Origin of the sequence: Megasphaera cerevisiae DSM 20462 (assembly GCF_001045675.1) — a bacterium.
Classification (GTDB): Bacteria; Bacillota; Negativicutes; order Veillonellales; family Megasphaeraceae; genus Megasphaera; species Megasphaera cerevisiae.
Window position 1 is genome coordinate 1 of record NZ_LEKT01000002.1, and the last position, 13298, is coordinate 13298.

The window sequence follows — 13298 nt, forward strand, 5'->3', positions numbered from 1 at the left end:
TTTTTGGTTCATACTTACTCTTGTTGACGTCTTGATGTTTTCAAGACCTCGCACTCTGGCGTTCAATTCAATTATTGCATTGTTCAGTTTTCAAAGGTCATGCCGTCTTGCGACGACTTGCTTATTCTACCAAACTCATGAGAGTTTGTCAAGCACTTCTTTTTTTGAAGAAGCGGGAGAAGTGATGCCCTGACGGGCTCCGTCCCCAACAGCTTGTTTAGTATATCGCAAACCACCCTGTATGTCAAGAGAATTTTACAAATAAGTTTACCACATAATAATAAAACATATATTTCCCCTATAATTCTGCGTTCAATCGAAAGAATACCTCGCATTGTCATGCTCGTCCGCACTAAAAAACAATCTTTTCTATCTATAAGCAGCAATACATATCATATAGATGTGATCACCGTATATAAAAAAACAAGCTTAATAGAGATTATTAATGTTTATTGGCAACGCCAAAAGAGGCAACCGGCCTCCGCATCTGGATATATTCCAAATGCAGACGGCCGGTTGCCAAATTTTTAGCTGCTCATTCTACTATGTTTCCTGCTGTGGCTTAAACAAATCCTCTTCCGGCACATCATCGACCCCATCGATCGTAATGGTATCAAGGGCCGCCACTTTGTCGTTTTCTTCCAGTTTTTGGATTTTGACACCTGACGTGTTGCGGCCTTTCTTGATTCCTATACTTTCAATATCCGTACGGATAACGATCCCGTTAGACGTAATCAGCATAAGCTCCTGATCCCCATGCACAACTTCAGCGCCGACAATATCGCCGGTTTTAGGTGTGATTTTAAAATTCTTCACACCCTTACCGCCACGCAGTTGAATCTTATAGGCATCCATATTATTTCGTTTGCCAAAGCCTTCTTCACTGATGGTAAGAACCTGGCAATCCGGTGCCAGAACATCTGCCCCGATAACCATATCGCCTTCTGAAAGAGAAATCCCCCGTACGCCTCGGGTATTGCGGCCCATGGGCCGGACATCGCTTTCATTAAAGCAAATAGCCATCCCCAGCTTAGTTGCCAGAATAATCGGTTGATCGCCCGTCGTTAGACGCACCTTTGCCAAATGATCTCCCTCCATGAGAGAAATAGCAATAAGACCGTTGCGGCGCACATTTTTAAATTCATGCAGTTCCGTTTTCTTTACAAGTCCCTTTTCTGTCGCCATAAAGAGGTTCATAGACGGATCCACTTGATCCAAATCGATAAGCGCGTTGACCTTTTCCCCATTTGCCAGCGGCAGAATATTGATTGCGGCAAATCCCTTGGAATTGCGGCTGTTAGCTTCCGGAATTTCATACGCCTTCAAGCGGTATACCCGCCCAAGATTAGTAAACAGCAAGACCGTATTCAAGGCCGAAGTATACAACAAATGATTGACTGCATCTTCATCCTTCGTACCCATTCCTTTAATACCGCGTCCGCCCTTGTTCTGTGTATGATACACGTTGGCGTTAATGCGCTTCATATAACCGCGCCGCGTCAGCGTCAAAATCATGCGTTCGTTAGGAATCATATCTTCCACGGCAAATTCAGACGAATCCGCTACAATCTGCGTACGCCGTTCATCAGAAAATTTCTTTTTCGCATCAAGAAGTTCGGTCTTAACAATTTCCATAACTTTATTTTCGTCAGCCAATACGCTGCGCAAGTACGCGATCCGTTCTTCCAATTCCTTATATTCTTGTTCAATTTTTTCGCGTTCCAAGCCCGTCAGACGACGCAGACGCATATCGAGAATCGCTACGGATTGCTTATCACTGAGACCAAACCGGCTCATCAACGCCTGCTTAGCTATTTCATCCGTCTGGGATTCACGGATCGTCCTGATCACTTCATCAATATGATCCAGCGCAATCAGCAGACCTTCTAAAATATGGGCCCGAGCCAGGGCTTTTGCCAGTTCAAACCGGCATCGCCGCGTAATGACGCTCTTTTGGTGATCCAAATAATAATGCAGTACTTCCTTCAGCGTCAGCACGCGGGGATGCCCGTCTACCAGCGCCAGCATAATGACCCCAAAAGTTTCCTGCAGTTGTGTATGCTTATAAAGTTTATTTAAAATGATATCCGGATTGACATCTGCCCGGAGTTCAATAACAATACGCATGCCTTTACGGTCTGATTCATCCCGCAGGGCCGTAATACCGTCAATAATCCGATTCCGGGAAAGATCGGCAATAGTCTCAATCACTCGGGCCTTATTGACCTGATAAGGGATTTCCGTCACAACAATACGGTTTTTTCCCTTATTCATTGGCTCCACTTTAGCACATGAGCGCATTTTAATACTGCCGCGGCCGGTGGAATAGGCTTTAAGAATCCCCTCATGCCCCATGATTTTAGCTCCGGTCGGAAAATCAGGTCCCTTAATGCAGGTCATAACTTCTTCCATACTAGCTTCCGGATTATCAATCAGTACAATTAAACCATCAACCACTTCGCCTAAATTATGCGGTGGAATATTTGTCGCCATCCCAACGGCAATACCAGCCGAGCCGTTAACGAGAAGGTTAGGTATTTTAGAAGGAAGTACGACAGGTTCCTGAAGTGAACCATCGTAGTTCGGCATGAAATCAACAGTTTCCTTATCGATATCCTCCAGCATTTCTCCGGTAACTTTAGCCATACGCACTTCTGTATAACGCATTGCCGCTGCTGAATCACCATCGACGGAGCCGAAATTCCCATGACCATCAACAAGAGGATACCGCGTGGAGAAATTCTGAGCCAGGCGAACGGTCGCATCATAAACAGAGCTGTCACCATGGGGGTGATACTTACCCAAAACTTCCCCGACTATACGTGCTGATTTTTTATACGGTTTGTTCGGTGTCATGCCGGCTTCATGCATAGCATACAAAATACGGCGATGAACTGGTTTCAGACCGTCGCGTACATCCGGCAGCGCCCGCGTAATAATAACGCTCATGGCATAGTCAATATACGATGTCTGCATTTCCTTTTCCAGACAAACCGGTAAAACTTTATCAGATTGTTGTTCGTCCACAATGTCACCTCAAATATAACAAACAGTGTATGAAATCATCAGTCCCTTATATTACATATGCAGTATGTATCATAAGGGCATCTGTATTATTATATCAAAAAATTCACAAAATAGATAGTTCATCTCGTTTATAAAAGCCCGACGCCTCATAAAAAGCACAAAAAAAAACGAAAGACTTCCCGAAAAAAACAGGAAGCCTTTAGAAACACAATATCTGTAACCTAATCTCAAATTTTTACCGCTTATTACTGTAACGCCAGATTTTCATATCCTCTGCCGCACCGATCAGTGCTTCCCGGCAGTCTGGATGGGCAATGCTGATCAGTTTTTCTGCCCGTTCCCAAGTAGACGCTCCCATAAGATTGACTAAGCCGTATTCTGTCGCTACCCAATGTGCCTGAGACCGCGGGTCCGTCACGATCGTTCCTGCAAGAAGTGTCGGCTTGATGCGGGATTCATCCTTACCCGTTTTTTTATTGCGGAACGTGGAACGCAGGGCAATAATACTTTTGCCGCCGCGGGATCGGTAAGCTCCGTCTGTAAAATCAAGCTGTCCGCCACTGCCGCTGATTTGATGCGTACCTGACGATTCAGAAGAAATCTGGCCAAATAAATCAATATCCACACAGTTATTTATAGAAATAAAGTTATCAAATTGAGATATGATAAATGGATCATTCACATAGTCGACTGGGTACCCGGCCAGGAAAGGGTTGTCATCAATCCAGTCATACATTTCCTGCGATCCCAGGGCAAAGGCCCATGCGGCCTTATCCTTGTCAACTGGTTTTAACCGATTGGTAAGGCGACCTTCCTTATACATAAGATAAAAGGCATCCACAAGCATTTCGGTGTGCATACCCAAATCTTTTAAATCAGAATCTGCAATCATTGCCCCGACAGTATTGGGCAATCCGCCTACACCCAGCTGCAAAGTGGCACCATTTGGGATTTCTTTCACAATCATTTCGGCAATCTTCGTATCGATTTCATCACCTGTTTTAAACGGGATAGTCGGCATGGGAATATTACCAGCTTCAACAATAGCCGTCACATCAGAAATATGAATATGTTCTCCTCGTCCGCCTAAAGCCCGGGGCATCGCTTCATTAACTTCTACGATGACTTTCTTTGCTTTTTTTGTAATGGCTTCATTGGCAGAAATATTCAGGCCAAAGTTAAAAAAACCATTCTTATCCATCGGTGCCACGGTAATCATTGCTACGTCGACATCCAGAATATTTCGATACATAGAGGGTTCGTTGCGGTAACACATAGGGATAAAATTCATGCGGCCCTGTCCGCAAAGCTTGCGGTCATAGCCGCTCATGTGCCAGTTCATAGCCGTAAAGGTCTGCCGTTCCGGATCTGCTTCTACGATCTGCCGGGGAGCAAACGAAAAGGACGTCCGCACTTTAATATCCGTAAGCTCATTTTTGCGTTCAGCCAGTGCCTGATCCAATACAATCGGTTGAGATGTAGCCATGCCATAATCCACCCAATCGCCGGACTGCACAAGCATTACCGCATCCTTCGGCAGCATTACTTTCTGCCGATACATATCTGTCCATTGAGACATATTATTCACCATATCCTTCCTGATTTTATATAAGTTCGGTATTTCACAAATTTTATTATAAATCTTTTATGCCGCTTGTACAAGAATACAATTGCAAGTTTACAATATTGATATTGCATGCTTATTACGTACCGGACACTTTCTTTTTGAGCGCATATTTTTTATATATTTTAGAAAAGCTTAAAAAGATTCAGTAAAATGGAAATATTTTCCCATATTCACTCGATAATTTTCATATTTATAAAAAACACTTCTACTGTACCACAAGCACAGCAGAAGTATTTGAGAAGATATCTATTCTTTTTTAGCATCTTGCGCCTTGCTGACAATCTCGCTCATCAGCTTAGCCGGAACTTCCTCATAGTCGGCAAAGACCATATTGAAGGTTCCCTTTCCCTGCGTCATGGATCGGAGAGCCGTCACATATCCTTTCATTTCAGAGAATGGAACCTGCGCCCTTACCACAATAATTCCCTTGCGGTTGCGGTGGTGCTCCATACCAAGAATCCGTCCGCGGCGACCGCTGAAATCACCCATGACATCACCCATAAATTCTTCCGGTACAACGACATCCACATTATAAATCGGTTCCAAAAGAACAGGCTTGGCTTCAGGCACGCCTTTTTTGAGCGCCAGAGAGGCAGCTACCTTAAAGGCCATTTCCGATGAATCAACTGGATGGTACGAACCATCTGTCAACGTAACCTTAATATGAATCATCGGAAACCCTGCAATAAGTCCCTTTTCCAAGGTTTCGCGAACGCCCTTTTCAACGGCAGGAATATACTGCCGGGGAACGACTCCACCGAAAACAGCATCCACAAATTCAAAATCTTCTTTGGTTACAAGCGGCTCTATTTTCAAAAACACATGACCGTACTGACCATGACCGCCGCTCTGTTTTTTATGTTTTCCCTCCACTGTTGCCGTACCGCGGATCGTTTCACGATAGGGAATATAAATATCCTCCAGTACCCCTTTTATACCATATTTTCGTTCCATTTTATTCATAATGTGTTCGAGATGCACATCACCCATGCAGCGTACAATAATTTGTTTCCCTTCGGCATCTTTTTCGACCTGGCAAGTCGGGTCTTCTTCGCTGATACGGCTAAGCGCATTCATCAGCTTTTCTTCCTCCCCTTTCTTTTCCGGCACCATGGCTACGGTGTGCAGCGGATTGGGGAATCGTATAGAATCATACAGTATCGAAAATTCCGGTGTGGCAAGGGTATCGCCTGTGCGGGCATTCTGCAGCTTGGGCAACACAACGATATCACCGGCAATGGCCTGAGAAACGGGAACGGGATCTTTGCCTACCAGGGTCAGGAGCTTGCCCAGCTTTTCTTCTCTTTCCTGCGTCGCATTATACAGTTTATCCCCTTCCTTCAGCGTTCCGGAGAACACGCGGATATAGCTCAGCTTCCCGGCAAAAGGGTCAATGAGGGTCTTGAAAACAAAACCGGTAAACGGTTTATTGGGATATACCATGACGGGTTCGCCGCCCTTTTGATCTGTGCCAATCATAACCTTCTGAGAGGCATCAGGCATATACGTAATAATACGCCGCAGCAGTTCTGTCGTCCCAATATGATATACGGCACTGCCGCACATGACCGGGCATACCCGTCCGGTCAGCATCCCCTGCTTCAGCCCTTTGCGCAGTTCCTCCAGGGTAAGCTCTTCGCCGTTCAGATACTTTTCAAGAAGCTCATCATCCCCCTCAGCTGCCGCTTCCATGCACATTTCACGCACTTCCCGCGCCTTGGACATATATTCCGGCGGAACCTTGATTTCTTCACATGTCCCGTTTTTCCATTCCCAAGCAAGCATTTTGCACACATCGATAATTCCCCGGAAGTCCTTTCCTTCTCCGATGGGAATCTGCAGCGGCATGATAGATTTACCAAATACGGATCGCATCTTTTCCAAGCAGCCGAAAAAATCAGCATGGTCCGCATCCATTTTGTTTACGTACACCATCCGCGGCAGCTTCAATTCCACGCCATAATCCCACGCCCGCTCTGTATCCATTTCCACACCCGATTCAGCAGACACGACAAGCAAAATACCATCACTGGCACGCAGGGCGGCACGGACTTCACCACAAAACTCAGAATACCCTGGCGTGTCCAGGAAATTCAATTTGTACCCTTCCCATTCGCAAGGAGCTATCCCCAGCTGAATAGTTACATTTCTCTTGATTTCTTCCGGTTCATAATCCATAATGTGCTTATTATCTTTACCAACACCTACCGCGTCAACGGCTCCGCAGGCAAGCAGCAATGATTCGACAACAGCCGTTTTACCGGCGCCGTCGTGCGAAAGTATAGCTACGTTGCGAATCTTATCACTTGTGTATTCTTTCATAAATAAATCGCCTCCTATGAATCACGTTTACTTATATGATTCGTGACCAGGAGGCGATTATCCTTTTTTTATTATAAGTTTTCTCTAGTTTATAAATGAAATTCACAAACCCCCGCCGAGGGATACTGCGTAAATCACATCATCTATTCTACGGCTTTTAAAACCAGCGCCGTCATTAATTCCACGCCGACAGGCAGACATTGTTCATCAACAGCAAAATGGGAATTGTGCAGAGGATATACCGTGCTGCCGGGCTTCGTAGCTCCCAGCCAGTAGAATGCGCCGGGATAGGCCTGCAAATACCCGGAAAAATCTTCGGCCGTCATAGCCGGTTCTTGAATTGCCGCCAAGGCACTGTCGCCAAAGCATTCTTTGACCGTATCAGCTACGAAGGCAGCCTGCGACGCTGTATTGACGACAGCAGCGTAGCCCCGTTCATACGCAAGAGTACTGGTTGTCCCATACATAAGATCAAGGCCCTGGAGCAGCATGCCCAGCTGCGCCTCAATACAATCCTGAGCCTCCGCCTGATAGGTCCGGCAGGTCCCTTCCAGTTCCACCTCGTCAGCTACGATGTTATATCGCGAACCGCCGGTAATCTTGCCAAATGTAAGGACAGCCGGATGGAGGGGATTGATCTGCCGGCTGATGATATCCTGTGCTGCCGTAATAAACTGCCCGGCCGCAACGATAGCATCAATACCCTTATGCGGCATAGCCGCATGACTAGACTTGCCGCGGATTATAATACGAACATGATCTGAAGCCGCCATCATGGGCCCCGGCTTAACGCCGATTTGCCCGGTTGGCAGAGTCGGCCACACATGCAGTCCATAAATAGCGTCGATACCATCAAGGATGCCCGACCGAACAATGGCCTTAGCGCCGCCTTCAGGAGATTTCTCTTCGGCCGGCTGGCACACAAAAACCACCGTACCGGAAAAATCATGTTTCATGTCGCTGAGTATGCGGGCCGTCCCCAACAGAATCGCCATATGTCCGTCATGACCGCAGGCATGCATCTTACCTGCCGCATGAGATGCAAAAGGAAGTCCGGTCTGTTCGGCAATAGACAACGCATCCATATCAGTTCTCAAGGCAATGACCGGCCCCGGTCCCTTCCCACGCAGCGTACCGATAACGGCATAACTGCCGGCAACATTCTCCTGTACCTCTATACCGAATGAACGCAGCGTATCTGCCATAAATGTTGCCGTCTGCCTCTCCTCGCCGGATAACTCCGGGTTTTCATGAATCTTGCGGCGCATTGCGCAAATATCAGTCATATAAATAGCTGTCAATTTTTTTATCTTATCTCGTACTGTTTGTGTCAATATCATGTACTGCTCCTCCCTTTCCCACCGCAGTGGTCTTCCTGCGAAAGTTTTCATTTATTCGCAAAATATGATTAATTATACCATATGGGACGGAGAATACAATAACAAAAAAAGCAATCTTACATTACATAAGGTCCGGACTCACCGGCAGTTTCCCACCATAGGCTTGGGAATCCTGCGTTTTTCCCTATCAAAGTAACGCCAGGCAATCACCTTTTACATCTTCAGCATGCCAGGAAATTAATGCAAATTTTCCGCCGGCATGCGAATCAATTCGGTTTAGCCATTCAATTTCGGCTGCAGCCCTGGCTGCCAGCATCGAATTTGTCGTCCTTTTGCCATACAATGATTGATTGATAATCCACCATGTTGCAGTTATACCATCCCGCTTCAGATCTTCTTCCAACCGCAGCGCCTCATACACCGGAGTAGCTTCCGGAAGCGTTACAATCAGCACCTCTGTATCATTTGATTTTAATCGGGGCAGCAGGCGTTTTACAGATTCAGAAATTTGTCCTTTAGTCCGTTGAATTTCGTGATGATAGCTTTGTGTGGATTCCAGTAAAAGCAAGGTATGCCCGGTCGGAGCGGTATCAATTATCACCACCTGATCAGCAGCCTTCTCCACAATTTCCGCAAAAGCACGAAACACAGCGATTTCCTGAGTACAAGGAGACCTCAAATCCTCTTCCACGTAGGCAATATCTGCATCGCTCATGCCTGCTTCCCGGGCTTTATCCAGCACTTCGGACTGATATCGCTGCAATTCTTCAGCTTCACATTGATGTGACTCATGGAAATACCGCTGGTCTTATCCAATACAAATTTCAAATGTGCCGCAGGATCTGTCGTCGCAAGATGAACCTTCAAACCGCGTTTGGTCAATCCCACTGCCACTGCCGCAGCAATGGTAGTCTTTCCTACGCCGCCCTTTCCCATCGTAAAGATGACACGCTTCCCCTTTTCAGCCAGTTCATCTATGACGTCCTTGAGCGTTGGTATATGAGATATCTTCAGTATCTCTCCACCCTCGGGCACATGATCAGCATGAAGTAAAGCGCGCACATTTTCAAGCCCCGTAACATTATAGGACCGCAGCGGCACTGCCCAAAGCGGCAAAGCCCGCAAGCATTCCGGCATCGCAGTAAACGCCGCCTGTTGTTTTTCATACAGTCGGGAGGAAAGCGCATCACTCCGCGCTGTCAGCACCCCATTGACAACCAGCAGCTGCTTCGTCATACCTAAAGTCAACAGTTCGCCGGAAGCCCGTGCCGCTTCTTTAAACGGCGCAGTCTCGGGCCGCGTCACAAGAATCAGCGTGGTCTGCGTCCCATCAGTCAGCGTGTCTACTGCCTGCTTATACATCGTCTTTTTGTTCTCCAAGCCGGAAAGCTGGCCCAGGCAGGATGCGCCATGTGTACTTTTATTGATAAAATCACTCCATGCAGAGGGAAGCTGCAGCATTCGTAACGTATGTCCCGTAGGCGCAGTATCAAATATAATATGATCATAGCCTTGCTGTACGGTCTTATCCGTAATAAAATGGGAAAATTCATTAAACGCCGCGATTTCTACCGTACAGGAACCAGAAAGCTGCTCTGTCATATGAGTCAGTACCGCGTCGGGCAGTTTACCGCAATAAGGGGCAATAACCCGCTCCCGATATTCAGCAGCCGCTTGCACAGGGTCCAGATTTGCCACAAACAAATTCGGCACCTGAGGAATACGGACACCCTTATCAGTCAGCGCCATGGAAAAAACATCTTGTAAATTGGACGCCGGATCCGTACTGATCAGCAAGACCCGCTTCCCTCTATCTGCCAGAGATACTGCCGTTGCACAGGCTACACTCGTCTTGCCTACGCCGCCCTTGCCGGTATAGAAAAGATACTTAGTGAGTTTTATAATACAAGGATCAAAAATATTCATTTCAGAAACACCTCCCACTACCGCAGCAGCAATCAGCCGATCCGCTTTCCTCCGGCATCTTCAGCAGTTCTGCCGGCAATTCCAGCCATTCCGCAAGTTCCTCATTAGCAGGATATCGTCCTGACAAGACTATCTCATCGTCCAGCACGATAACAGGAAGTCCTTCCGGTCCCTTGTCATTGATAAAGTCGTTGATTGTCTGATGAGTTATAAACTCCGTCGGCGCATTATTAAGGTTAAATCGTTCGACAAGCACACCGTGTTTTTTCAGCGTCTCCACCACTGCAGAAATACGGAGCAGTTCCGTATCAAGGCCTACACCACAAAGTCCGGTCGGGCAGCACATGGCCGGTTCAAAAATTTGCATTGTTTTCATTAGAAATCCCTTCTTTCATTTATACTGGCGCATTACACGCCGAAAGGAAATATAGCGTCATTTCATGGGTCCCTCTCCATGACACATAGAATTTTTTCTATGCGTTGAGTCTGTATTGTCGGGCCCAGTCTCTGCCTGGACCCGCTTCTCCGCTAAGGCAGCAGCACAACTATACCTGCGTTTTTTTCTGATAGCAGATGCAGTCAGGCTGTGAGGAAAACACCGCTCCCAATTGCGCATAAAACACCTGCAGATTTTCATGGTTAAGAGAATATTGCATCCATTTCCCCTCGGGTCTTACATTGACAATTCCGGCAGATATCAACACCTTCATATCATGAGAAAGTGTTGGCTGCGTAATATGAAATTCCTCTAAGATTTTACAGGCGCAAAGCTCTCCGCAGGAAAGCATATCGACAATACGCAAACGTTTGGGATCAGCAAGCGCTTTTAAAATCTTTGTGCTTTTACTATATTTTTCTTCCATTATCGGCAGCGCCTCCATCACATAGAAAATGTTCTATTTATAGACTATGACAAAGATGGAAAAAAGTCAATATGTTTTTCCTATCTTTGTCATAGTCTATAACAGGAAAAACCATTTATTCATAAATTATAAAAGAACCGTTAAAACTAAAAACAAGGCACAGCAGCCGGAATAATATCTCCGCACTGCTGTGCCCAATGCAAGCGTATGTGATTAATACTATTTCACTCGGCCTCAAAAGCATATGCCGCTTCATATCCCTGCCGAATGGCCAGCGCTATTTTTCCGCCGCCGGCCGCATCCCCGATAACGCGCATGTTCCCAAAGGCCTGCCGAAACGGTCTGATCACGTCGGTTCGAGACGCCAGACCCATAGCCAAAACCACCGTATCTGCCGCAAGCTGTACCGGCTCACCATCCGCCACACGCTCAAGGATCACGTTTTCTGCCCCAACGGAGAGTATCTTATGTCCTGTATATATAGGCGGTGCATAGGCTGTAATACGGCTCATTTCATCATGAAGGACCGCACCAAAAATCCCTTCGCCAATCTGCGGCTTCATTTCTACCAAACTGACACTGATGCCGTCATGTAAAAGCATAGCCGCAGTTTCCAAACCGGTCAGGCCGGATCCAATGATAACCGTCCTCCCTCTCACGGCCGCCACTCCCGTAATGACCGCTTCTGCCGTCACGACCTGCGGCCGGTCCATTCCCGGCAGAGCCGGAACAAGGGGTGTGGCACCGCAGGCCAGAATCACGCCTGCGGGACACCGTGCGGCCACCAGCTCCGGTCTTGCCGTGGTCTGGCAATGAATCTCCACACCGAGCCGTTCCAGCTGCAGCTGCATAGAGCGCACCAGCTGCGTAATCTGTTCTTTAAGAGGCGGCTTGTCCGCAACATTCAGCATGCCGCCCAGATTTGCCTTGCTTTCATACAAGATCACGCGAAATTTACGCAGTGCCAGCACCCGGGCCGCCTCCATCCCAGCCGGTCCGCCGCCGACAACGGCTACGGTCCGGCCCATGCCGTCCTGCCGCAGCTCACTCAATTCATCCTCCCGGGCCGTACAGGCATTGACGGCACATCGGATAGGCAAGCCCTGCCCCAGAACACGCTCCCGGCAATACAAACACCCGATACAAGGGCGAATCTCATCAGTTCTGCCTGTACGGGCTTTTTTCATAAATTCAGGATCCGCTAGCTGGGATCGTCCCAACCCGACAAAATCACAGATACCATCCTCCAAAAGTTGTTCCGCAAAAGCAGGATTTTTGATTGTATTAGTGGCAATAACGGGAATATGAAGCACCTGCTTGTATGCATAGGCCACGTGCTTTTTCCAGCCCGGACGATACGAATACGGTTCGCAGTTGGCATCACCGTTGCGGGCGCTGCCGTTGCTGATATTGATAGCATCAATGCCGCAATGTTCCAGGTATTGCGCAATCTCCAGGCCATCCTCCAAGGTCAGAAAGCCTTCCACCGGCGTCATTTCATCGCCGCACATACGAACCAGAATCGGAAACCGTCCCAGCCGCTGCCTGATACCGGTAATGATTTCAGCAATAAACCGGCAGCGGTTTTCAACAGAACCGCCGTATTCATCGTGCCGGCGGTTATAGTATTTGCTGAAAAACTGGGCAATCAGATACCCATGCGCGCCGTGCAGCTCGACCGCGTCGTAGCCGGCCTGCCGGCAGCGCACAGCCGCAGCAATAAATTTCTGCTGTACCCGGGCAATATCCTCTTTCGTCATTTCCCGCGGCACAGGTCTTCCTTCGTCAATCGGAACCGCGCTGGGCGCAATATTCTGCCGTCCGGTCAGCGCCGGATTAGAGGTCGCCCCGCCGTGATGCAGCTGGGCGGCAATTTTACAGTCATACAAATGAACCGCATCCGTCAGTTTTTCCAATTCGGAGATATGATACGGCTGGGCCGCTCTCAAATTGTGCAGCGACGGAATACTGTCCACATCATCCACCCCCGTATATTCGTTGATAATCATTCCGATGCCGCCCTTGGCCCGTTCCTGATAGTAACGAATCTGACGAGATGTAATAATCCCATTGCGATCTGCCATATCCGTCGCCATCGGTACCATGACGGCACGATTCTTCAATTCCATGGAGCCGATGCGGCCTGAAGAAAATAATGTACGATAACTCATTACAGCCTATTCCTCCTTCGTC

The 13298-nt window shown here is 47.6% G+C and carries 9 protein-coding genes; all 9 read right to left on the bottom strand.

The features are described from left to right. Positions 1-543 precede the first annotated feature (543 nt). Entirely contained in the window at positions 544-3027 is a 2484-nt protein-coding gene (gene gyrA / locus AB840_RS00690; RefSeq protein ID WP_048512908.1) for a DNA gyrase subunit A, read from the bottom strand. A gap of 235 nt (positions 3028-3262) precedes the next feature. Further along, positions 3263-4606 carry an acetyl-CoA hydrolase/transferase family protein gene (locus AB840_RS00695; RefSeq protein ID WP_048513020.1) on the bottom strand — a complete coding sequence of 448 codons (1344 nt, stop codon included), beginning with the start codon at positions 4604-4606 and terminating at the stop codon, positions 3263-3265. 294 nt (positions 4607-4900) lie between these two features. Next, complete coding sequence (fusA, locus tag AB840_RS00700) at positions 4901-6976, bottom strand: elongation factor G (protein ID WP_048512909.1); 2076 nt, start codon at positions 6974-6976, stop codon at positions 4901-4903. A gap of 143 nt (positions 6977-7119) precedes the next feature. After that, a complete protein-coding gene (locus AB840_RS00705; RefSeq protein ID WP_048512910.1) occupies positions 7120-8316 on the bottom strand; it encodes a M20 metallopeptidase family protein in 1197 nt (398 codons plus the stop codon). Positions 8317-8503: 187 nt separating this feature from the next. Next, positions 8504-9031 (bottom strand): ArsA-related P-loop ATPase, encoded by a 528-nt coding sequence (locus tag AB840_RS18450; protein WP_290438987.1) that lies wholly within the window; start codon positions 9029-9031, stop codon positions 8504-8506. Then, on the bottom strand, positions 9028-10242 hold the full coding sequence (locus AB840_RS00710) for a TRC40/GET3/ArsA family transport-energizing ATPase (protein ID WP_327077807.1): 1215 nt from the start codon (positions 10240-10242) through the stop codon (positions 9028-9030). The genes AB840_RS18450 and AB840_RS00710 overlap by 4 nt, the downstream gene beginning before the upstream one ends. Position 10243: 1 nt before the next feature. Then, positions 10244-10618 carry an arsenite efflux transporter metallochaperone ArsD gene (gene arsD, locus AB840_RS00715; protein ID WP_048512911.1) on the bottom strand — a complete coding sequence of 125 codons (375 nt, stop codon included), beginning with the start codon at positions 10616-10618 and terminating at the stop codon, positions 10244-10246. 169 nt (positions 10619-10787) lie between these two features. Further along, positions 10788-11105, bottom strand: a complete 318-nt coding sequence (locus AB840_RS00720) for an ArsR/SmtB family transcription factor (protein WP_048512912.1) — start codon at positions 11103-11105, stop codon at positions 10788-10790. Between the two features lie 224 nt (positions 11106-11329). Further along, positions 11330-13276, bottom strand: coding sequence for an oxidoreductase (locus tag AB840_RS00725; RefSeq protein ID WP_048512913.1), 1947 nt, complete (start codon positions 13274-13276; stop codon positions 11330-11332). Positions 13277-13298: the final 22 nt, after the last annotated feature.

Coding starts and splice junctions, on each gene's coding strand:
- AB840_RS00695 (WP_048513020.1), bottom strand. CDS start 4,606: ATGTCTCAATGGACAGATATGTATCGGCAGAAAGTAATGCTGCCGAAG.
- fusA (WP_048512909.1), bottom strand. CDS start 6,976: ATGAAAGAATACACAAGTGATAAGATTCGCAACGTAGCTATACTTTCG.
- AB840_RS00705 (WP_048512910.1), bottom strand. CDS start 8,316: ATGATATTGACACAAACAGTACGAGATAAGATAAAAAAATTGACAGCT.
- AB840_RS18450 (WP_290438987.1), bottom strand. CDS start 9,031: ATGAGCGATGCAGATATTGCCTACGTGGAAGAGGATTTGAGGTCTCCT.
- AB840_RS00710 (WP_327077807.1), bottom strand. CDS start 10,242: ATGAATATTTTTGATCCTTGTATTATAAAACTCACTAAGTATCTTTTC.
- arsD (WP_048512911.1), bottom strand. CDS start 10,618: ATGAAAACAATGCAAATTTTTGAACCGGCCATGTGCTGCCCGACCGGA.
- AB840_RS00720 (WP_048512912.1), bottom strand. CDS start 11,105: ATGGAAGAAAAATATAGTAAAAGCACAAAGATTTTAAAAGCGCTTGCT.
- AB840_RS00725 (WP_048512913.1), bottom strand. CDS start 13,276: ATGAGTTATCGTACATTATTTTCTTCAGGCCGCATCGGCTCCATGGAA.